20 protein-coding genes and 1 pseudogene are annotated in these 21,223 nt (G+C 70.8%); 13 read left to right on the plus strand and 8 right to left on the minus strand.

What is annotated here, in order from left to right; all coding sequences use genetic code 11:
* Window positions 1–302: 302 nt before the first annotated feature.
* Window positions 303–1,139: a spermidine synthase gene (locus ACFWGZ_RS25620; RefSeq protein ID WP_382454110.1), complete on the minus strand. Its 837-nt coding sequence runs from the start codon at window positions 1,137–1,139 to the stop codon at window positions 303–305.
* Window positions 1,140–1,185: 46 nt separating this feature from the next.
* Between ACFWGZ_RS25620 and ACFWGZ_RS25625 the strand changes: the two genes are divergently transcribed.
* On the plus strand, window positions 1,186–1,539 hold the full coding sequence (locus ACFWGZ_RS25625) for a DUF1304 domain-containing protein (RefSeq protein ID WP_382454111.1): 354 nt from the start codon (window positions 1,186–1,188) through the stop codon (window positions 1,537–1,539).
* Here the strand turns inward: ACFWGZ_RS25625 and ACFWGZ_RS25630 are convergent.
* The 3 genes from ACFWGZ_RS25630 to pnuC are packed head-to-tail and all read right to left on the minus strand — an operon-like array spanning window position 1,466 to window position 4,513.
* Window positions 1,466–2,833, minus strand: coding sequence for a YibE/F family protein (locus ACFWGZ_RS25630; protein WP_382454112.1), 1,368 nt, complete (start codon window positions 2,831–2,833; stop codon window positions 1,466–1,468). The genes ACFWGZ_RS25625 and ACFWGZ_RS25630 overlap by 74 nt on opposite strands.
* A gap of 49 nt (window positions 2,834–2,882) precedes the next feature.
* On the minus strand, window positions 2,883–3,944 hold the full coding sequence (locus ACFWGZ_RS25635; protein WP_382454113.1) for an AAA family ATPase: 1,062 nt from the start codon (window positions 3,942–3,944) through the stop codon (window positions 2,883–2,885).
* Window positions 3,941–4,513, minus strand: a complete 573-nt coding sequence (gene pnuC / locus ACFWGZ_RS25640) for a nicotinamide riboside transporter PnuC (protein ID WP_382454114.1) — start codon at window positions 4,511–4,513, stop codon at window positions 3,941–3,943. The genes ACFWGZ_RS25635 and pnuC overlap by 4 nt, the downstream gene beginning before the upstream one ends.
* Window positions 4,514–4,558: 45 nt before the next feature.
* Here pnuC and ACFWGZ_RS25645 point away from each other — a divergent pair, with 45 nt between their 5' ends.
* A complete protein-coding gene (locus tag ACFWGZ_RS25645; RefSeq protein ID WP_382454115.1) occupies window positions 4,559–6,535 on the plus strand; it encodes an intein-containing Rv2578c family radical SAM protein in 1,977 nt (658 codons plus the stop codon).
* On the opposite strand, the gene ACFWGZ_RS25650 is transcribed toward ACFWGZ_RS25645, so the two are convergent.
* From ACFWGZ_RS25650 to ACFWGZ_RS25660, 3 genes are read right to left on the minus strand one after another with little or no spacing between them, the layout of a single operon-like run.
* Complete coding sequence (locus ACFWGZ_RS25650) at window positions 6,522–7,049, minus strand: DUF4865 family protein (protein ID WP_382454116.1); 528 nt, start codon at window positions 7,047–7,049, stop codon at window positions 6,522–6,524. The two genes, ACFWGZ_RS25645 and ACFWGZ_RS25650, sit on opposite strands and share 14 nt — an antisense overlap.
* Before the next feature lie 10 nt (window positions 7,050–7,059).
* Entirely contained in the window at window positions 7,060–7,404 is a 345-nt protein-coding gene (locus ACFWGZ_RS25655; protein WP_382454117.1) for a nuclear transport factor 2 family protein, read from the minus strand.
* 19 nt (window positions 7,405–7,423) lie between these two features.
* The gene (locus ACFWGZ_RS25660; protein ID WP_382454118.1) at window positions 7,424–8,155 is read right to left on the minus strand and encodes a putative protein N(5)-glutamine methyltransferase; all 732 of its coding nucleotides are present in this window, start codon (window positions 8,153–8,155) and stop codon (window positions 7,424–7,426) included.
* 125 nt (window positions 8,156–8,280) lie between these two features.
* Between ACFWGZ_RS25660 and ACFWGZ_RS25665 the strand changes: the two genes are divergently transcribed.
* The 8 genes and pseudogenes from ACFWGZ_RS25665 (at window position 8,281) to ACFWGZ_RS25700 (ending at window position 17,510) form a co-directional block, all read left to right on the plus strand.
* Window positions 8,281–8,808 (plus strand): TetR/AcrR family transcriptional regulator, encoded by a 528-nt coding sequence (locus tag ACFWGZ_RS25665; RefSeq protein ID WP_382454129.1) that lies wholly within the window; start codon window positions 8,281–8,283, stop codon window positions 8,806–8,808.
* The gene (locus ACFWGZ_RS25670) at window positions 8,805–9,536 is read left to right on the plus strand and encodes a TIGR03084 family metal-binding protein (RefSeq protein ID WP_382454119.1); all 732 of its coding nucleotides are present in this window, start codon (window positions 8,805–8,807) and stop codon (window positions 9,534–9,536) included. Before ACFWGZ_RS25665 ends, ACFWGZ_RS25670 begins: the two co-directional genes overlap by 4 nt.
* A 47-nt stretch (window positions 9,537–9,583) precedes the next feature.
* Window positions 9,584–11,055: pseudogene (locus tag ACFWGZ_RS25675) on the plus strand (acyclic terpene utilization AtuA family protein).
* Window positions 11,052–12,167, plus strand: a complete 1,116-nt coding sequence (locus tag ACFWGZ_RS25680; protein ID WP_382454120.1) for an acyl-CoA dehydrogenase family protein — start codon at window positions 11,052–11,054, stop codon at window positions 12,165–12,167. Before ACFWGZ_RS25675 ends, ACFWGZ_RS25680 begins: the two are co-directional and overlap by 4 nt.
* The gene (locus ACFWGZ_RS25685; RefSeq protein WP_382454121.1) at window positions 12,167–13,717 is read left to right on the plus strand and encodes an acyl-CoA carboxylase subunit beta; all 1,551 of its coding nucleotides are present in this window, start codon (window positions 12,167–12,169) and stop codon (window positions 13,715–13,717) included. The genes ACFWGZ_RS25680 and ACFWGZ_RS25685 overlap by 1 nt, the downstream gene beginning before the upstream one ends.
* Window positions 13,718–13,724: 7 nt before the next feature.
* On the plus strand, window positions 13,725–15,557 hold the full coding sequence (locus tag ACFWGZ_RS25690; RefSeq protein WP_382454122.1) for a biotin carboxylase N-terminal domain-containing protein: 1,833 nt from the start codon (window positions 13,725–13,727) through the stop codon (window positions 15,555–15,557).
* A complete protein-coding gene (locus tag ACFWGZ_RS25695; protein WP_382454123.1) occupies window positions 15,554–16,693 on the plus strand; it encodes an acyl-CoA dehydrogenase family protein in 1,140 nt (379 codons plus the stop codon). Before ACFWGZ_RS25690 ends, ACFWGZ_RS25695 begins: the two co-directional genes overlap by 4 nt.
* Before the next feature lie 13 nt (window positions 16,694–16,706).
* A complete protein-coding gene (locus ACFWGZ_RS25700) occupies window positions 16,707–17,510 on the plus strand; it encodes an alpha/beta fold hydrolase (protein WP_382454124.1) in 804 nt (267 codons plus the stop codon).
* On the opposite strand, the gene ACFWGZ_RS25705 is transcribed toward ACFWGZ_RS25700, so the two are convergent.
* Window positions 17,453–18,361 (minus strand): helix-turn-helix domain-containing protein, encoded by a 909-nt coding sequence (locus ACFWGZ_RS25705; RefSeq protein WP_382454125.1) that lies wholly within the window; start codon window positions 18,359–18,361, stop codon window positions 17,453–17,455. The two genes, ACFWGZ_RS25700 and ACFWGZ_RS25705, sit on opposite strands and share 58 nt — an antisense overlap.
* A 177-nt stretch (window positions 18,362–18,538) precedes the next feature.
* On the opposite strand from ACFWGZ_RS25705, the gene ACFWGZ_RS25710 reads away from it, so the two are divergent.
* The 3 genes from ACFWGZ_RS25710 to ACFWGZ_RS25720 all read left to right on the plus strand — a co-directional run bounded on the left by ACFWGZ_RS25710 (window position 18,539) and on the right by ACFWGZ_RS25720 (window position 21,191).
* The gene (locus ACFWGZ_RS25710; protein ID WP_382454126.1) at window positions 18,539–18,751 is read left to right on the plus strand and encodes a hypothetical protein; all 213 of its coding nucleotides are present in this window, start codon (window positions 18,539–18,541) and stop codon (window positions 18,749–18,751) included.
* A gap of 76 nt (window positions 18,752–18,827) precedes the next feature.
* Complete coding sequence (locus ACFWGZ_RS25715) at window positions 18,828–19,901, plus strand: S8 family peptidase (protein ID WP_382454127.1); 1,074 nt, start codon at window positions 18,828–18,830, stop codon at window positions 19,899–19,901.
* A 120-nt stretch (window positions 19,902–20,021) separates the two neighbouring features.
* A complete protein-coding gene (locus tag ACFWGZ_RS25720) occupies window positions 20,022–21,191 on the plus strand; it encodes a S8 family peptidase (protein ID WP_382454128.1) in 1,170 nt (389 codons plus the stop codon).
* Window positions 21,192–21,223: the final 32 nt, after the last annotated feature.

The raw sequence follows: 21,223 nt of genomic DNA on the forward strand, positions 1-21,223 counted from the left end.
ACCCAGGCCGGGACCATCGCCCCTGCCAACGTCGCCAGTACCGCCACGGCCGCACCAACGTTGCCGACGTCGGTGAGGACACGCTTCGTCTTGAGCTGATGAGCCGGCGGGTCCTCCTCGGTCGGTCGAGGCCGTGGTCCTGCTTCTTCGGGCAACTGCCACCTCCACGTCGATCCGTTGAGCAACGGTCGGTCCGCTACTCAGCTGAAGTGGCGGTCACGAGGAGGCTTGCCTCAGGTTCTCACCCCTCTGGTAGGCCTTTGGGGTGAATTCGCTCCACAGGGCCAAAACGAGCGGGCGTCTCAGGTGCCCCAGAGCCCCGACGGCGGCGCCGGCGACAGCTTCGCCGTCGCGTCCGTCGTCACCGGCGCCCCGCCGATGAACTTCGTCAGCCCAGTCCCGTGCTCCACCCGCCCCGGGAACGGGTCGCCCGCCGTCGCACGGGTCAGCTGCTGCATCGGCAGGCCGTTGTGTGAGGCCATGATCACGAAGTTGCCGAACCGGCGACCGCGGAACACGCCCGGTTCGGCCAGCACGCAGACGTGCTCGAACACCGCTCGCACCGTCGCGCACTGGGAGCGGGCGAACTGCAGGCCGTTGCCGTCGCCGATGTTCGCCGCGTAGATGCCGTCCGACGCCAGGGCGTCCGACGCCTGGCGCACGTACTCCACCGACGTCAGGTGCGCGGGAGTGCGGGCGCCGGCGAAGCAGTCCGAGACGATCAGGTCGAACGAGCCGGGGCGGGTGCGGGCCAGCACGGCGCGGGCGTCGCCCGTGGTGATCTTCACCCGCGAGGGTGGTGGTAGTTCGCGGCGGATGAACGCGATCAGGCCCGCGTCGATCTCCGCGACCTGTTGAGACGCGCGGGGGAGGAGATCGGCCACGTAGCGGGCTAGCGTGAGAGCGCCACCACCCAGGTGGAGAACGCGCGAGGGCGCGGTGAGGTCGACGAGGTGCCCCAGGCGCCGGACGTACTCGAACTCGAGGTAGGACGGGTCGTCCAGGTCCACATGCGACTGCGGGGTTCCGTTGACGCGCAACGTCCACGAGTTGCGGCCGCCGAGGTCCGGGACCAGTTCCGCGACACCGGAGTCGATCGACTCGGTGATCGCCTCTGCGTCGGGCCGCTGTCTTCCCACTGCTCTATTGTCTCATCGCGTGTGTCAGCTCTGAGGAGGAACCCAAGTGCAGGTCATCGCCAACGTACTGCTCGCCCTCGTGGCGTTGATCCACATCTACATCGTGGTGCTCGAGATGTTCCTCTGGACGACGCCGCGCGGGCAGAAGGCGTTCGGCATCACGGCCGAGTTCGCGCAGGAGTCCAAGGCGCTCGCCGCGAACCAGGGCCTCTACAACGGGTTCCTCGCCGCCGGCCTGATCTACGCGATCGTGCGCCAGGACTTCGGCGCGTCCGTGCTCTTCGCGGTGTTCGTGATCGTCGCCGGCGTCTACGGCACGTTCACCGCTACTCGAAAGATCTTCTTCGTGCAGGTGGTGCCTGCCTTGCTGGCGCTGCTCTTCGTGCTCTTGGCGCACTAGCCCCGCTCGGGTCACCGGGTCGTTCCCACGGCCCCTTGCCGGGGTCGTAGCCGGTGAAGAGGTCGCCCTCGATGCGCGCCGGCCGCGGCTTGCCGGGCTTCGGCTTGGCGGGCTGCGGCTCGACGGGCGTGGCCGCGGGCTTCGCGCGCTTCACGGTCTTCGGCTCCGGGGCAGAGGGCTCGGGGTCCGCGGGCTCGGCGGACGCGGGGGCGACCTCCTGCCGCACGGCGACGAGCGCGGCCAGCGCCGTCGTCACCGGGATCGCCGCCACCAGGCCGATGCTGCCGACGAGCGTCCGCACGATCTCCTGCGCGATCTGCTGGGCGGTCAGGATCTCGCCCATCGACCGCCCGGCCAGCGAGATCGCGAGCAGCAGCGGCAGCGCGGCACCCGCGTAGGCCATCACGAGCGTGTTCACCACGGACGACATGTGGTCGCGGCCGATGCGCGACCCGGCGGCGAACAGCTCCCGCCACGTCAGCTTGTCGTTCGCCCGCCGCAGCTCCCACACGGCGCTGGTCTGCGTCACGGTCACGTCGTCGAGCACGCCCAGCGCGCCGATCAGGGTGCCGGCGAGCAGCAGGCCGCGGGTGTCGATGTCGGTGCCGAGCAGCCGGACCAGGTTCGCCGTGTCGTCGTCGAGGCCGGTCAGGCTCGACAGGGCCGAGAACAGCGCGCCCAGCACCCCGATCAGCGCGAGGCTGACGAGCGTGCCCAGCACGGCGGTCGACGTGCGCGCCGAGATGCCGTGCGTCAGGTACAGCACCACGAACATGATCAGGCCGGCGCCGACGACCGCCACCATCAGCGGGTTCTGCCCCGCGAGCAGCGACGGCATCACGAACAGCACCAGCACCGCGAAGCTCAGCAGCAACGCGCCCAGCGCCGCGAGCCCCTGCCACCGGCCGAGCAGCAGCACGGCGGCGGCGAAGAGCAGCGCCAGCACGACGAGCGACCAGCCGCGCTGGTAGTCGACGATCTGGTACGACTCCGCGGCCTGGGGCTGCGTGCCCGAGTAGGACAGCACCACCTCGTCGCCCAGCGCGAAGCTCGGCGCGCCGGGACCCTTCACGCTCGGGATCGTGATGCTCTGGCCGGGGGAGGGGCCGTCGGACATCTTCACGGTGATCGCGACGCACTTCTCGCCGCAGTTCTCCGCCATGCCCGTCACGACGGCCTCGACCGGGGTCTGGTTGAGACCGACCTCGGCACCGGTCTTCTGCTCGACGCCGAACGGGTAGAGCAACGCCGCGCCGACGACGGTGGCCAGCGCCAACGGCACCAGCAACCACATCAGCAACGTGCGAACGCGTTGTGAAGCGGGCTCGTCGTTCAGCGCGTGGCTATGCCCGTGACCGTGACCCACGCGTGACATCCTGCCGCATCAGGTGTTCGACGGCCGTGACGGCCGTCGCCAACCGGTCCCCGGTGACTTTGAGCCACGGCACACCGCGCTGCGTGAGCTCGCGTTCGAACAGGCCGGTCATCCACTCCCGCAGGTGTTCGCCGTCGCGCCAGCCGTCCTGTTCGAACGGGACGCCCACGTGGTCGGTCAGCAGGTAGAGGTGCGGTTCGGTGCCCTGGAAGACCTCCGGCCGGAAGCCGAGGTAGCGCTCTCCCCAGACGGTCGCGGCGAACGCGTCGTTGTCCGCGACCACCAGCGGCGCCGTCTCGGCGAAGATCCGGCGTTCCTGTTCGCGCGCAACGTCTTCGAAGTCGCCCAGCGTCCACACCAGACCGTCCACGCCCGCGTCCGGGTCGAACGCCCGCGCGGCCGCGAGCTTGTGCTCGGTGTGCTCGCGGCCGTACTCGGCGATCCACGGCGCCGCGAAGTGCTCGGCGAGCTGGGTCGACAGCGTCGTCGTGCCGGTGCTCTCGGCGCCGACGACCACGACCTTGCGGCCCAGGCCGCGCCGGGTCGCGGGCGCGAGGTGGTGCCAGTGCGCGACCGGGTCGGTGCGCACCGCCGTGCCGGAGACCGGGTGCGTCAGCCGGTCGAGGTCGACGAGCACGTGCCGCGCGCCGAGCCGCCGGGCCAGCTCGTCGCCGTACTTCTCGCTGGAGAACACGACGTCGACCGGTGCCGCCGACGGGTCGCCGTCGGCGATGGCGCGCCGGGCGAGGACGGCGCGGGTCAGGGCGACGTGCAGTTCCCAGACCTCGTCGGAGTCGAAGTCCATCGGGTGGTCGTCGAGGTCGCCAACGATCCGCACGCCCGGTGTCGCCGCGTGCGTCTCGGTCAGCCAGCGCACGCGGTGGCCGAGCGGGATCTCCTCGGACGACGCCGCGAGCACGGTGACGGTCGTGCGAACGCTCCGGGAGGCCGCCGTCTCGATCAGGTGGTGGTGCCCGTTGTGCGGCGGGTAGAACTTGCCGAGCACCAGCGCGTGGCCGAACTCCTTCACGCGGGCACCTCGTCGCTCTTGAGGTCCTTCGTCCAGTTCCGCAGCCCGATCACGCACAGCACCATGAACCCCACGTACAACACGGCCGTCAGGTACAGCTCCTTGTAGGCGTAGAGCGGCACGTAGATGATGTCGGCCGCGATCCACAGCCACCAGGACTCGACCTTCTTGCGGGTCTGCCCCCACGTCGCGAGCAGGGACAGCACCGTCGTGATCGCGTCCCAGAACGGCACGTTCGACCCGGTGAGCGACACGAGTCCCCAGTGCAGCAGGCCGGTCGCGAGCACGCCCGCGACCGCGAGCCAGAGCCACTGCTGCCCGGTCGTGCGGCTGACGTGCAGCGTCGAGTGCTGCTCGCCGCCGCGCACCCACGCCCACCAGCCGTAGACGGCGAGCCCCATGTAGACGACCTGGAGCCCGGAGTCCGCGTAGAGCCCGCTGGTCCAGAACAGCACGAGGAACGCGATGTTGTTGGCGATCCCGATGGGCCAGTTCCAGGGGTTCTGCCGCGCGACGAGCCACACGCAGAGTGCGCCCGTGACGAAGCCTGCTACCTCAACGGGTGACATGCGCTCTCCTTGACCGTCGTTCGAACATGTGTTCGAATCGATGTCGTGCGATGGGACGGGCAAAAACTCGAGGCAGAGCCGCAGCAGGCACTACCGGGGCTACCGGGACTGGTGCGCAGCGTACGAACTCCTGAGTTCGCGGACGTGGTGTTCCACGAGGTCCGCGCCAAATCCGTGCTCAACGGGGTACCGGGTTCGTCGCTGCCGTTCTCGTGGACGGTGAACCCGTATCGCGGCTGCTCACACGCCTGCACCTACTGTCTGGCCGGCGACACACCGGTCCTCATGGGCAACGGTCGCACGAAACCGCTGTCCGAGCTCCGGGAGGGCGATGAGATCTACGGCACCGAGCTGGTGGGCAACTACCGGCGGTACAAGCTCACCACCGTTCTCGCGCACTGGGAGACGCGCAAGGACGCGCACCGGCTGACGCTGGAGGACGGCACGTCGGTCGTCGCGTCGGGCGACCACCGCTTCCTGACCGACCGCGGCTGGAAGCACGTGACGGGCGAGACCGCGGGCGTCGGCAGGCGGCCGCACCTCACGACCGGCAACAAGCTGATGGGCACGGGGGCTTTCGTCGAGCAGCCCGCCGTGACCGACGACTACCGCCGCGGCTACCTGCGCGGCATGGTCGACGACGAGCACGAGTTCCGCATCCCCCTGGCCGACATCGAGGCCATGGACCGCACACAGGAGTACCTCGACTACTTCGGTGTGCGAGAGGGGAGGGGATTTCTGCACCAAGTGCGCGAGCTCGCGCACTGGCAGATAGCCCCGAACCCGGACTGGCTCAAGGGATTCCTCGCCGGCGCGTTCGACTACCTCGGGACCTGCTCGCGCAGCATCCTGCGGCTGTCGTCGCGCAACGCGACCGTCGTCGAGGCGATCGTGCTGGCGCTCAAGCACTTCCACTTCGACTTCGCGATCGAGGAGCTGCGCCGCCGCCGCGGCGTGCGGGTCGTGCGCCTGCGCGGCGGGCTGCGGGAGAACCTGCGGTTCTTCCACACCGTCGACCCGGCGATCACCCGCAAGCGCGACATCGACGGCGTGGCGATCAAGTCGCAGCAGCCGCTCGGCGTCGTGTCGGTGGAACCGCTGGGCGAGATGACGTTGTACGACATCTCGACCGGCACCGGCGACTTCATCGCGAACGGAGTGGTGTCGCACAACTGCTTCGCCCGCAAGACGCACTCGTACCTCGACCTCGACACGGGCAAGGACTTCGACAACCAGCTGATCGTCAAGGTCAACGCGGGGGAGGTGCTGTCGCGCCAGCTGCGGTCGTCGAGGTGGAAGCAGGAGCACGTCGCGCTGGGCACCAACACCGATCCCTACCAGCGGGCGGAGGGGCGGTACGCCTTGATGCCAGGGATCATCGAGGCGCTCACCGCCTCCCGCACGCCCTTCTCGATCCTGACGAAGGGCACGCTGCTGGCGCGCGACCTGCCGTTGCTGACGGCGGCGTCGGAGGTCGTGCCGGTCGGGATCGCGGTGTCGCTCGCGCTGATGGACCGCGACCTGCACAAGTCCCTGGAACCGGGAACGCCCACGCCGGCCGCGCGGCTGGAACTGGTGCGCAGGGTGCGGGAAGCCGGTCTGCCGTGCGGGGTGTTCGTGGCGCCGGTGCTGCCGGAGCTCACGGACTCCGTGGAACAGCTGGACTTCCTGCTGGAGCAGATCGCGGCCGCCGGTGCCACCGGAGTCACGGTGCTGCCGCTGCACCTGCGTCCCGGGGCGAAGGAGTGGTTCGCCGCGTGGCTGCGGCGCGAGCACCCGGACCTGGTCGAGACCTACCGGTACCTCTACGGTGCCCGGTCCTATGTGGACAAGCGGTACCGGGCGCGGCTGGCCGCGCGGGTGACGCCGCTGATCGAGAAGCACGGACTGGCACCGCGGGGGCGTGCGGCCGACGCCGTCACCGGTGTGCCCGGTGACGACGACGGCGTGTGGCCCGACGGCAGCCTGCCGGTGGGTGTGCCGGCGCCGCGCGTGGACCAGGAACAGCTCACCCTGCTGTGATCTCCCCGAGCCCCGGCTCGCTGAAGTGGAGGACTTCGTAGGCACCCTCTTCCCCGGGGTGTTCCTCCCACAGCTCGAAGCGCACGACTTCCCACGTGCGCGGATCGACGCCTGCGGCCGCCGAGTGCAAGCCGGGCGTCTTCTCCAGTCCCAGCCGCCCCACGACGTCGATCGGGTTCGCCTCCGGTGCGAGCCGGGTGATCCGTCGTGTCGCGTACCGCGCTGTGGCCGCGTCACCCCTCAGGAACGCCACGCCCGGCCAGTGCTGCACCACCGGCCTGCCGAAGTCGGCGAGGATCCCCTGGAAACCCCCTCCGCGGTAGAGGAAGTTCGCCATGCCCGCCGAGGTGTTCCAGACGTAGAACGGCGCGTACTGCGTGCCGCGCATCAGATAGGCCTTGAACCCCAGGCCCTCGAAGGCGTCGAGCGCGTGCCCGCGGGTGCGGACCCGTTCACGGATGATCTCCATGTCGTAGTCCGCCGGCAGCGTGATCTCGTACTGCATTGCGATCATGCCGTCATTTCTACGCCCACCCGCCCTGGGCCATCGTCTGGAACTTCCACTCACCGCCGACCCGCGTGAGCAGGTCGCCGTAGCGGACCGCCGTCCCGTTGATCGTCCCGTCCGTGACCACGAAGACCAGGTCGTCGCTGAGGAAGTGCGGCGTCCTCACCGACTCCATCTCCACCTCGCCGCCGAGCTGCGCGCCCATCTCGCGCAGGAACGTCGCGCGGTCCCACGACGCCGCCGAGCCGTCGGTGACGGTGTTGACCGGGAACAGGGCCATGTCGGCCATCGCCTCGACGTCCCCCGCCACCGCGAGCGCGTCCCACTTCTCGAACCACTGCACAACCTCGTCGTACGACATACCGTACATGGTACGGAACTCAGGCGCTGCCGACCACCGCGGTGGTGTCGTCGCTGGTCACGAGCCTGGCGTCGAGTCCGGCGGCGGTGAAGGCGGCCAGCGCCGCGGGTGCCTGGCGCTCGCTGGTCTCGCTCATCAGGTGCCCACCGGGACGCAGCCAGTGCTTGGCCTGGGCTGCCACGCGCCGCATGGCGTCGAGGCCGTCCACGCCGCCGTCGAGGGCCACGCGCGCCTCGTGGTCGCGGGCCTCGACGGGCATGAACTGGATGTCGTCGGTCGGCACGTACGGCACGTTGGCGACCACGACGTCTATGTGTCCCTTGAGGTGTGAGGGGAGCGCGTCGAACAGATCGCCCTCGAACACGTTGGTGAGGTTCTTGCGCGCGCACTCGACGGCTGCCGGGTCGATGTCGGCCGCGTAGACGGTGGCGTCCGGGAGCCGGTGTTGCAGGACGGCCCCGACCGCGCCCGAGCCGCAGCACAGGTCCACGGCGACCCCGGGCCGCAGTTCGGTGGCGAGGTCCACCAGCAGTTCGGTGCGGTGGCGCGGCACGAAGACGCCCCTGGTGACGACGACGCGCTGCCCGCAGAACAGCGCCCAGCCGACGACGTGCTCCAGCGGCAGGCCGTCGATCCGTTGCCGCACCAGTTCTTCGAGGTGTGCCGGGTTGTCGGCGGCCTCTTGCAGCAGGGCGGCCTCGTCCTCGGCGAACACGCAGCCGGCGGCCCTCAGTCTCTCCACGATGCTCATCGGAGCGGACGCTACTGGCACATTTACAAGCAGGCTTGACTGTTTGTTTGTTCGCCGGAAGACTCGGCGGCGTGGAGACGAGGCAGCGCCAGGCCGACCGCACCCGTGAGACGAAGCGCAAGCTCATGGAGGCCACGGTCGAGTGCCTGGTGGAACGCGGCTGGTCGGGCACGACGACGACCGAGGTGGCCGAGCGCGCCGGGGTGTCGCGGGGCGCGCAGCTGCACCACTTCCGGACGCGCGGCGAGCTGGTCGCGGCCGCCGTCGAGCACGTCGGCGCGGAGAGCGTCGAGGCGCTGAAGCGGCGTGCGGAGACCGCCGGGAAGACCACGCACGCCGTGGTGGAGCTGATCGCGGACTTCCACGCCAGCGACCTGTTCACCGCGGCGCTGGAGCTGTGGGTGGCCGCGCGGACCGATCCCGAGCTGCGCGAGCAGGTGCTCGAGCTGCAGGCGCGCCTGGGGCGCGAGGTGTACGGGCTGGCGCTGGAGCTGCTCGACGTCGACGACACCCGGCCGGGTGTGAAGGACGCGGTGCAGGCAACCCTTGATCTTGTGCGCGGGCTGGCGCTCGCCAACCAGCTCGCCGACGACACCAAGCGCCGGGCGCACGTCGTGCGCTACTGGGCGCGGATGCTGGAGGAACAGCTGTGATCACGGAACTGCTCGCCGACCTCGACGCCGAGTCGCGCGAGCTGGACGACCTGGTGGCCGGTGCCGACTGGACGCTGCCGACGCCCGCGCAGGGCTGGACGATCGCGCACCAGATCGGTCATCTCCTGTGGACCGACAGGGCGACGGTCCTCGCGATCACCGACCCCGAGGCGTTCCAGGCCCAGCCGCTCGCCGGGGACATCGTGGACCGGACGGCGGCCGAGGCCGCGGTGCTGCCGGACCTGCTGGAGCAGTGGCGTTCCAGCCGCGCGTCGGTGCAGGAGCACCTCGCGGCGGCGTCGGGCAAGATCCTGTGGTTCGGGCCGCCGATGAGCCCGGCGTCGATGGCGACCGCGCGGATCATGGAGACCTGGGCGCACGGGCAGGACGTCGCCGACGCGCTGGGGGTCGTGCGCACGCCGACCGCGCGGCTCAAGCACGTGTGCCACCTCGGGGTGCGGACGATCGGGTTCGCGTTCCTGCTCAACGGGCTGGCGGTGCCGGACGCTCCCGTCAGGGTCGAGCTGACCGCTCCCGGCGGCGAGCTGTGGACGTGGGGGCCCGAAGACGCGGAAGACCGGGTATCCGGGCCGGCGCTGGACTTCGCGTGGCTGGTGACGCAGCGGCGCAACCGCAAGGAGCTGGCGATCGAGGCGACCGGGCCGGTGGCGCAGGAGTGGGTGCCGATCGCGCAGGCGTTCGCGGGCCCGCCCGGAGGTGGCCGGTGATCCGGATCGGCAACGCCTCCGGGTTCTACGGCGACCGGCTCTCGGCGATGCGCGAGCAGCTCGAGGGCGGTGAGCTGGACGTGCTGACCGGCGACTACCTCGCCGAGCTGACGATGCTGATCCTCGGCCGCGACCGGATGAAGGACTCGTCGCTGGGCTACGCCAAGACGTTCCTGCGCCAGATGGAGGACTGCCTGGCGCTCGCGCTCGACCGCGGCGTCAAGATCGTCGTCAACGCCGGCGGGCTCAACCCCGAGGGCCTCGCGCGCAAGCTCGGCGCCAAGGTCGGGTACGTCACCGGTGACGACCTCAAGGAGCGGTTCCCGGAAGCGTTGACCGCCAACGCCTACCTCGGCGCGTGGGAGATCGCGGAGTGCCTGCGGCAGGGTGCGCAGGTCGTGGTCACCGGGCGCGTCACGGACGCGAGCCTCGTCGTGGGACCGGCCGCGGCGCACTTCGGGTGGGCGCGCGACGACTGGGACCGGCTGGCGGGTGCCACGGTCGCGGGCCACGTGCTGGAGTGCGGGACCCAGGCCACCGGCGGGAACTACTCGTTCTTCACCGAGATCGACGCGACGCGGCCGGGGTTCCCGATCGCGGAGGTCGACGAGGACGGGTCGTGCCTGATCACCAAGCACGACGGCACGGGCGGCGCGGTCACGGTCGACACCGTGACGGCACAGCTGCTCTACGAGATCGGCGCACCGGAGTACCTGGGACCGGACGTGACGACGCACTTCGACACCATCCGGCTGGACGAGGACCCCCGCGGTGTCCGGATCAGCGGGGTGAAGGGCAGTCCGCCGCCGGACACGCTCAAGGTGTGCCTCAACACGCTGGGCGGCTTCCGGAACTCCACGACGTTCGTCCTCACCGGACTGGACGTCGACGCGAAGGCGGCACTGGTCCGGCGCCAGCTCGCCGACGCCATCGGCGACGAGGGCCTGACGTGGACGCTGGCGCGCACCGACCGGCCCGACGCCGCGACCGAGGAGCAGGCCAGCGCGCTGCTGCACGCGACGATCAAGACGACGGACCCGAAGCGCGCCAAGGGGTTCAGCCGGGCCGCGATCGAGCTGGCGCTGGCGAGCTACCCCGGGTTCCACGTCACGGCGCCGCCGGGCGACGGCACGCCGTTCGGCGTCTACCAGGCCGCGTACGTGTCCCGTGACGAGGTCGACGCGAAGGCGGTGGTGCTGTGAAGCGGCCGCTGGGAACGATCGCCGGTGCGCGCAGCGGCGACAAGGGCGGGGACGCGAACCTCGGCGTGTGGGTGCGGTCGGATCAGGCCTACGAGTGGCTGACCGGGTTCCTGACGGCCGAGAAGCTCCGGGAGCTGCTGCCGGAGGCCGGTGAGGTCAGCCGGTACGAGCTGCCGAACCTGCGGGCGCTGAACTTCGTGCTGCACGGCCTGCTGGACGAGGGCGTGGCGAGCAGCACGCGGTTCGACCCGCAGGCCAAGGCGCTCGGCGAGTGGCTGCGGTCGCGAGAGGTCGAGATCCCGGAGGGGCTGCTGTGATCGCGAGGGACCTGTTCGAGGAGAAGAAGGAGCTGCGGGCGCTCGTCCGCGACTTCACGACCAAGGAGATCGTCCCGCACCTTTCGCAGTGGGAGCGGGACGGCGAGATCCCCCGCGAGCTGCACGAGAAGGCCGCGGCGATCGGGTTGCTGGCCATCGGGTTCTCCGACGGCGACCTGCTCGACTCCGTGGTGCTGACCGAGGAGATCATCCAGGCCGGCGGGTCGAGCGGGGTGATCGCCGCGCTGTTCACGCACGGCATCGCCGTCCCGCACATCTGGCAGTCCGGCAACGAGGACCTGATCGAGCGGTTCGCGAAGCCGGCCATCCGCGGCGAGAAGATCGGCAGTCTCGCGGTCACCGAACCCGGCGCGGGCTCGGACGTCGCGAGCATCCGGACCAAGGCCGTGCGCGACGGCGACCACTACGTCGTCAACGGCTCCAAGACGTTCATCACCTCCGGCTGCCGCGCCGACTTCGTCACGACGGCGGTCCGGACCGGCGGCGACGGCTACCAGGGCATCTCGCTGCTCGTGGTCGAGGACGGGTTCACCCGCCGCAGGCTCGACAAGATGGGCTGGCACTGCAGCGACACCGCGGAGCTGCACTTCGACGACGTCCGCGTGCCCGCTCGCAACCTCGTGGGCGAGGAGAACGCCGGGTTCGTGCAGATCATGCGGCAGTTCCAGGTCGAGCGGATCACGATGGCCGTGGAGGCGTACGCGACGGCGCAACGCGCGCTCGACCTGACCGCCGAGTGGGTGCGCAACCGCGAGACGTTCGGCAAGCCGCTGGTGAAACGGCAGGTGGTCTCGCACAAGCTCGCCGAGATGGCGCAGCGGATCGACCTCGCGCGCACCTACGCGCGGGAGGTCGCCGTGCGCGTCCACCGCGGCGAGGACGTGATCACCGAGGTGTGCTTCGCCAAGAACGCCGCCGTCGACGCGTGCTCGTTCGCGGTCGACGCGGCGGTGCAGCTGCACGGCGGCATGGGCTACATGCGGGAGTCCGAAGTGGAACGCCATTACCGCGACGCCCGCATCCTCGGCATCGGGGGCGGGGCGAGTGAAGTGATGACCGAGCTCGCGGCACGACGATTGGGGTTCGCCTGATGGGCAACAGGGAGGCGCTGCTCGCGAAGATCGCGCAGCTGGACGCCGAGCACGCCAAGGCCCTCGCGGGTGGTGGGCCGAAGTACGTCGAACGGCACCACAAGCGCGGCAAGCTGCTGGCCCGCGAACGGGTCGAGCTGCTGGTCGACGAGGACAGCCCGTTCCTGGAGCTGTCGCCGCTGGCCGCCTGGGGCACGGACTTCCCGGTCGGCGCGTCCGTCGTCACGGGCATCGGCCGGGTCGAGGGCGTCGAGTGCGTGATCGTCGCGAACGACCCGACCGTGCGCGGCGGCTCGTCGAACCCGTACACGCTGCGCAAGTCGCTGCGGGCCAACGACATCGCGTTGCAGAACCGGTTGCCGGTGATCAGCCTGGTCGAGTCCGGCGGCGCGGACCTGCCGACGCAGAGCGAGATCTTCATCCCGGGCGGCCGGGCGTTCCGCGACCTCACGCGGTTGTCTGCGGCCGGCATCCCGACGATCACGGCGGTGTTCGGCAACGCGACGGCCGGTGGCGCGTACGTGCCGGGCATGTCCGACTACGTGATCATGGTCAAGGACCGGTCGAAGGTGTTTCTCGGCGGCCCGCCGCTGGTCAAGATGGCGACCGGCGAGGACGCGGACGACGAGTCGCTGGGCGGCGCGCTGATGCACGGCGCCACGTCCGGGCTCGCGGACTTCGTGGCCGAGGACGAGACCGACGCGATCCGGCTGGCCCGCCGGGTCGTGGCGCGGCTGAACTGGCGCAAGCAGGGGCCGGAACCGGCGCCGGCCGAGGAGCCGCTGTTCGACGCCGACAGCATCCTGGACCTGGTCTCCGAGGACCAGCGGGTGCCGTTCGACCCGCGGGACGTCATCGCGCGGCTGGTGGACGGCTCGAAGTTCGACGAGTTCAAGCCGTTGTACGGCACCAGTCTCGTGACCGGCTGGGCGCGGATCCACGGCTACCCGGTCGGCATCCTCGCCAATGCGCGCGGCGTGCTGTTCAGCGAGGAGTCGCAGAAGGCCGCGCAGTTCATCCAGCTCGCGAACCAGAGCGACACACCGCTGGTGTTCCTGCAGAACACCACGGGCTACATGGTCGGCGCCCAGTACGAGCAGGGCGGCATCGTCAAGCACGGCTCGATGATGATCAACGCCGTCTCGAACAGCCGGGTGCCGCACCTGACGATCACGATGGGCGCCTCCTACGGCGCCGGCAACTACGGCATGTGCGGCCGGGCCTACGACCCGCGGTTCCTGTTCACCTGGCCCAACGCCAAGTCGGCGGTGATGGGACCGGCGCAGCTCGCCGGGGTGCTCTCGATCGTCGGGCGGCAGGCCGCCGCGGCGAAGGGGCAGGAGTACAACGAGGAGCACGACGCCGCCATGCGCACGATGGTCGAGGCCCAGATCGAGGAGCAGTCGCTCGCGCCGTTCCTGTCCGGGAAGCTCTACGACGACGGCGTGATCGACCCGCGCGACACCAGGACCGTGCTCGCCCTCTGCCTCTCCGCTGTCCACAGCGGACCGATCGAGGGCGCCGACGGCTTCGGCGTCTTCCGGATGTGAGTGCACAGTGATCAAGTCACTTCTGATCGCCAACCGCGGCGAGATCGCCCGCCGGATCATCCGCACCTGCCGGGACAACGGGATCCGCGCGGTCGCGGTGTTCTCCGACCCCGACGAGGACTCCCCGCACGTCCGGGAGGCCGACTTCGCGGTCCGGCTGCCCGGCGCGTCGCCCGCCGAGACCTACCTGCGCGCCGACCTGCTCGTCGAGGCGGCGCGGCTGGCCGGCGCGGACGCCGTGCACCCCGGTTACGGGTTCCTCAGCGAGAACGCGGGCTTCGCGCGGGCCGTGCAGGCGGCCGGGCTCACGTGGGTCGGCCCCACGCCGGACGCGATCGAGGCGATGGGCTCCAAGGTCGCCGCGAAGAAGCGCATGGCGGCGGCAGGCGTGCCCACGCTGCCGGAGCTGGACCCCGAGACCGTCACGTCGTTCCCGGTGCTCATCAAGGCTTCCGCCGGTGGTGGCGGGCGCGGCATGCGGACCGTGCGGGAGCGGTCGGAGTTCGCGCGGGAGCTGGAGAGCGCGCGGCGCGAGGCCGAGTCGGCGTTCGGCGACCCGACGGTGTTCTGCGAACCCTTGCTGGAACGGGCCCGGCACGTCGAGGTGCAGATCCTCGCCGACGCGCACGGCACCGTCTGGGCGCTCGGCGAACGCGAGTGCTCGATCCAGCGGAGGCACCAGAAGATCGTCGAGGAGTCGCCGAGCCCGGCGATGGACGACGAGGTCCGCCGGCGCCTGTTCGCCGCCGCGGTGGCCGCCGCCGAGTCGATCGGCTACGTCGGCGCGGGCACCGTCGAGTTCATGCTGAAGGGCGAGGACTTCCACTTCCTGGAGGTCAACACCCGGTTGCAGGTCGAGCACCCGGTCACCGAACTGGTGCACGGCGTGGACCTCGTCGAGTGGCAGCTGCGGATCGCCGAGGGGGCGAGACTTCCCGCCGATCCGCCGGAGCCGCGCGGGCACGCCATCGAGGTCCGGCTCTACGCCGAGGACCCCGCGCACGACTGGCGGCCCGCGAGCGGCACGCTGCACCGGTTCCACGTGCCCGGCGACGTCCGGCTGGACAGCGGCGTCGAGGACGGCTCGGTCGTCTCGGTGCACTACGACCCCATGCTGGCCAAGGTGATCGCGTACGCGCCGACCCGCCGTTCCGCCGCCCGCAAGCTCGCGACGGCGCTGGAGAACGCGCGGATCCACGGGCTGGTCACGAACCGGCAGCTGCTCGTGGACGTCCTGCGCGACCACGACTTCCTCGCCGGGGACACGCACACCGGGTTCCTGGCCGAGCACGACTTCACCAGGACCGCGGACCCGCACCCGTTCGCGCTCGCCGCGGCCCTCGCGCAGGCGGCCACCCGCAGGACCGGGACGCTGCCGCTGGGCTGGCGCAACGTGCGGTCGCAACGGCCCAGGGCGCGGTTCCTGGCCGGTGAGGAGCAGGTCGAGGTCGAGTACGACCCGGCGCAGGCCACCGCCGACGTCGTCACGCTGGACCTCGACGGCGTGCGCGTCCCGTTCCACGTCGCGCGGTACGGCGACGTGGTCGAGGTCGACTCGCCGCGCGGGTCGCTCACCCTGACGGTCGTGCCGCGCTTCCCCGAACCGGAGTCGAAGCTCGCACCCGGCGCGACCGTCGCCCCGATGCCCGGCACGGTCGTGCGGGTGAGCGTCCGGCAGGGCGACGTGGTCGAGGCCGGCGCCGAACTGCTGGTGCTGGAGGCCATGAAGATGGAACACCGCGTGCTCGCGACCAGCGCGGGCACGGTCACCGAACTCCTCGTCGAGCAGGCGCAGCAGGTCAACGCCGGCGATGTTCTCGCCGTTGTGGAGGAATCATGAGCTTCGTCGAGTCGGAAGAGCGGATCGCGCTGCGCAGGGCCGTGGCCGAGTTCGGCGCGAAGTACGGCCCCGAGTACTTCTCCGCCAAGGCCCGCGCGGGGGAGAAGACGACCGAGCTGTGGGAGGAGGCCGGCAAGCTCGGCTACCTCGGCGTGGCCGTGCCCGAGGAGTACGGCGGCGGTGGCGGCGGCATCGGCGACCTCGCGGCGGTGTGCGAGGAACTGGCCGCGGCCGGGTGCCCGTTGCTGCTCATGGTGGTCTCGCCGGCGATCTGCGCGACGGTGATCGCCCGGTTCGGCACGGACGAGCAGAAGTCGAAGTGGCTGCCCGGGTTCGCGGACGGCACGCTGAAGATGGCGTTCGCGATCACCGAGCCGGACGCGGGGTCCAACGCGCACAAGCTCAAGACGCGCGTGCGCCGCGACGGCGACGACTGGGTCCTCAACGGCACCAAGACCTACATCTCCGGTGCCGACGAGGTGGACGCCGTGCTCGTCGTCGCGATCCAGGAGACCGGGCCCGTGCTCGTGGTCCTGCCGACGACCGCCGACGGCTTCACCCGGCACGAGATCGACATGGACCTGGTCATGCCGGAGAAGCAGTTCACGCTGTTCTTCGACGACGTGCGGCTGCCCGCCGACGCCGTCGTCGGCTCGCCGGACCAGGGGCTGCAGCAGGTCTTCGCCGGGCTCAACCCCGAACGGATCATGGGGGCGAGCATGGGCACCGGCTCGGCGCGGCTCGCCATCGCCAAGGCCGTCGCCTACGCGCAGCAGCGCACCGTCTGGGACACGCCGATCGGCGCGCACCAAGGGCTCGCGCACCCGCTGGCGAAGGCCCACATCGAGGTCGAGCTCGCCCGGCTGATGACGCAGAAGGCCGCCGCGCTCTACGACTCCGGCCGCGACCGGGAGGCGGGGGAGGCCGCGAACATGGCCAAGTACGCGGCGGGCGAGGCCATCGCGGCCGCGGTCGACCAGGCGGTCCAGGTCCACGGCGGCAACGGCCTGACCCGTGAGTTCGGCCTCGCGTCGATGCTCGCGTCGTCGCGGCTGTCGCGGATCGCGCCCGTGTCGCGGGAGATGGTGCTGAACTTCGTCGCGCAAAACTCGCTGAAGCTGCCCCGGTCCTACTGACACACTGCGGAGCATGGGGACATTCACGAACTCGGATGGTCTCGGCCTCGCCTGGCACGGCGAGGCCGCCGACCCGGTGGTCTGCCTGCCGGGCGGGCCGATGCAGGCCTCGTCGTACCTGGCGGGCCTGCCGATCGACGACGCGATCAGGCTCGACCTGCGGGGAACGGGAGAATCGGAGAAGGCGGCGAACTACCGCGTCGACGCGCAGGTCGACGACGTGGAGGCACTGCGCCGGCACCTCGGCCTCGACAGGATCAGGCTGCTCGGCCACTCCGCGGGCGGCACGCTCGCGGTGCTGTACGCGATCCGCTTCCCGCAGCACGTCGAGGAACTCCTCCTCGTGGCGCCGAGCCCGCGCGTGGTGGGCATCGACGTGACCGACGACGACCGCCGGGAGGTCGCGGAGAAGCGGCACGCCGAACCCTGGTACGACGAGGCCTACGCGGCGTTCCAGCGGATCTGGGCCGGCGACTTCAGCGCCGAGGCTTTCCAGGGGATCACGCCGTTCCTGCACGGCCGCTGGGACGCCCGGGCCCAGCGGCTCGACGAGCACCCGCGCAACGACGAGGCCGCCCAGCAGTTCTACGGCGACGGTGCCTTCGACCCGGCGCGGGTGCGCGAGCAGGTGGGGAACCTCGACGTGCCAACGCTTCTGCTCGCCGGCGAGCTGGACGTGTCACTGCCGCCGAAGCGCGCGCAGGAGTACGCGGACCTGTTCCCGCGCGCGCGGCTGGTCGTGCAGCCCGGGGCGGGGCACTACCCGTGGCTCGACGACCCGGAGGCGTTCGCGGCCGCGGTCCAGCGCATCCCGTAGAGACCCGGCCCGAAGTCGGTGGCGGCGGCGTGCGCACGGCCCCGGTCGTCCAGGGCGGCCGGGCGCACGCCACCGCACAATTCCGCTCCCGCCGGACCTGACGCGAATTGCTCGCAGGAAGCGGGTTCGGCGGTGAATTCGATCTCCAGCACGTAGTCGTGCACGGGTTCGGAGAAGCGCCGGAAATGCGTGTGCTCGACCGTCGGATGTGGATAGATCAATTCGTACTCGATCGCGATCGACTCGCCCGCGGAGATCGGTTCGTCGAACACGAGCTCCGCGACGAGAACACCGCCGGTGCGTTCGCGGGCGACCCGGCCGACCCGGCAGGAGCGCACGGCGCTCAGCGCGGGCTGGGGCGTGCCCTGCGCGGTTCCCGTTTCGTGGCAGAGGATCCAGCGGTCCACCGAGCCCGCCTTCGCGCGCATGACCTGCCGCGACCGGACGCCGCGCACCCCGCCGCAGGGCGCGACGTCCACCCGGTCGTGCTGGGCGGTCAGTTCGAGCCCGGACCCGTCCCACGGCGTCCGCGCCGACTCCTCCCGCCTGCGGGAACGCCCGCGCGGCCGCGGGGGTCCGAGCAGCCGCGACAGGGCCGCCTCCGGCAGTCCGAGCACGTCCTCGAGGTGGGCGAGGGCCCTCATCGACTCCGGCCGCTCGGGTCTGCGCCGGCCCGACTGCCAGTAGCTCAGCGCCGTCACGCTGATCGGCGCGCCCCGCACCTTCAGCCGGTGCTGCAGCCGTTCCAGGCTGAGGCCCCGCACCTGGATCGCGACCCGCAACGCGTCCGCGAACGGACCCGTCACCAGGAGGTCGGCGAGCTCCTCGCGCGGTGGGTAAATCGTGAGCATCAGTCCTCCGTTTCCCGGAGTCAAGATCGGAAGGTTATCGGCAGCAAAGGGACCGCGGTACAGCCGATCGGCGGTTTTGCCCTCCCGGCAAACCCGGAAAGTTCAGATCTCGGGACTATTACGCCGCCCCGGCCCCGATCGGCTTCCTGAGCATCCGAGCGACGAACAGGACGACGAATGCGCAAGTCAGCGACCCTCCCCGGCGCGGCTGTCCTGATCCCGGCGTTCGCGGCCCCCGCCACCGGTGAGATCCGCTCGGCCGCGGGCGAGACCGTCGCGGGCGGCTCCTCCGCCGAGACGAGCGACTCCCGGGCACGCCGGCTCGCGGACACCGCCGTGCGGGCCGCCACCACGACCACGAGGTCGCCGTGCCGGCCACCGAGCAGCTGACCCCTCCTGGCGCGCGGCCCCGGCTCACCCGTGAGCCGGGGCCGTTCTTCCCCGCGAACGAAAGGAAGTCCTGCCCGTGAGAGCCCTGCTGGCAGTCGCCGCCCTCGGGGCGGCGGTCGTGGTCGCCCCGGCGTCCGCGGCCACCTCCTCCTACGTCGTGGTGCTCAGGGACGGCGCCGTCTCGTCCTTCTCCGGCGCGGTCGAGCACCGCTACACCCACGCCCTCAACGGTTTCAGCGCACGCCTGACCTCCCGGCAGGTCCGTGCGCTGGAGGCCGACCCCGCCGTCGCCCACGTGGAGCGCGACGGGATCGTGCGCGCCCACGGCGTCCAGGCCGACCCGCCCTGGGGACTGGACCGCATCGACCAGCGCGCGTTGCCGCTCGACCGCACCTACGCCTACAAGAGCAGCGGCCGAGGCGTGAACGTCTACGTGATCGACACCGGGATTCGCGTGACGCACCAGGACTTCGGCGGCCGCGCGCGCAACGGCTGGGACTTCGTGGACAACGATCCCGTTGCGCAGGACGACAACGGGCACGGCACGCACGTCGCCGGCATCGCGGTGGGGACGAAGTTCGGTGCCGCCAAGGACGCCACCGTCTGGGGCGTGCGGGTGCTCAACGGCACCGGCAGCGGCACGATCTCCGGTGTGATCGCGGGAATCGACTGGGTGACGGCCAACGCGGTCAAGCCCGCGGTGGCGAACATGTCGTTGGGAGGCGGTGCTTCCGCCGCGCTCGACGCCGCCGTGAAGAAGTCGATCGACTCCGGTGTCTCGTACGCGATCGCGGCCGGTGGCAGCAACACCGATCCGGGGAACTCGTCGCCGCAACGGGTTTCACAGGCGATCTGCGTGGGTGCGTTGACGCAGAACGACACCAAGGTCCCGTCGTCCAACTACGGTCCACTGGTGGACATCTGGGCCGCCGGCGTGAGCATCCCGTCCGCCTGGAACACCGGCGACACGGCGACCGCGACGCTGAGCGGCACGTCGATGGCCGCACCGCACGCGGCCGGTGTGGCGGCGCGGTTCCTGGAGGTCAACCCCGCCGCGACGCCCGCGCAGGTGGAGAACGCCTTGGTTACCACGGGAACTGCGGGCACGCCACCCGTCACTCGTATCCTCTACTGGCCGTCATCTCTGTGAAGCGTGAAATGTCCGCCCGCACAACCGCGTCTTAATCCGCGGGACACCCTTGGCAGGAACCGGATCCGTCCATAGCGTCGAAAGCGCATCGTTCCCCTGCACAAGAACGGAATGCACATCATGACGCGAAAGATCCGGTTCCTCGCCGGTGCGGGCGTGGCGAGTCTCGCCCTGTCGGTTCTGATGGTTCCCAACGCCTACGCCGCCGAGGGCGAGGTCCTCTCCCTCAACGCGCCCGAGAAGATCGCCGGCAGCTTCATCGTGAAGATGAAGGAGGGCAAGGGCAACTCGCACGCCCTCGCCTCCCGCTTCGGCGCGCAGGTCGAGCGCGACTACACGAGCTTCGGCGGCTTCAACGTGAAGCTGACCGAGAAGCAGGCCAAGCGCCTCGCCGCGGACCCGTCCGTCGAGTTCGTCGAGGCCGACCAGGTCGTGCACGTGCAGGCCACGCAGGCGAACCCGCCGTCGTGGGGGCTCGACCGCATCGACCAGCGCAACCTGCCGCTCGACTCGTCCTACAGCTACACCTCCACCGGCTCGGGCGTGACGGCGTACGTCATCGACACCGGTGTGCGCATCAGCCACTCCACGTTCGGCGGCCGGGCCTCCAACGGCCGCGACTTCGTCGACAACGACAACGTCGCACAGGACGGCAACGGCCACGGCACGCACGTCGCGGGCACCATCGCCGGCTCGCAGTACGGCGTCGCGAAGGCCGCCAAGATCGTCGCCGTCCGCGTGCTCGACAACTCGGGCTCCGGCACCCTCGCCGGTGTCGCCGCCGGCATCGACTGGGTCGGCAACAACGCCGTGAAGCCCGCCGTGGCGAACATGTCGCTCGGCGGCAGCTCCAACGCCACCCTCGACACCGCCACGCGCAACGCCATCGCCAAGGGCGTCACGTTCGCGGTCGCGGCCGGCAACTCGAACGCCAACGCCTCGACCTTCTCCCCGGCCCGCGTGACCGAGGCGATCACCGTGGGCGCCACCGAGCGCACCGACGCCCGCGCGTCCTACTCGAACTACGGCTCCGTGCTCGACATCTTCGCGCCGGGCTCGGCCATCACGTCGGCGTGGAACACGTCCGACTCGGCCACCAACACCATCTCGGGCACGTCGATGGCCACCCCGCACGTCGCGGGCGCCGCGGCGCGCTACCTCTCCACCAACCCGTCGGCCACGCCGTCCCAGGTCGCCTCGTACCTGGTCGCGCAGTCGACCGCCTCGAAGGTGACGAACCCGGGCTCGGGTTCGCCGAACCGCCTGCTGTACCTCGCGCCGTCCGCGTGAGCCGAGTTCCGGGAAGGGCCGCGACCCCGGTC

Origin of the sequence: Lentzea sp. NPDC060358 (assembly GCF_042725365.1) — a bacterium.
Classification (GTDB): domain Bacteria; phylum Actinomycetota; class Actinomycetes; order Mycobacteriales; family Pseudonocardiaceae; genus Lentzea.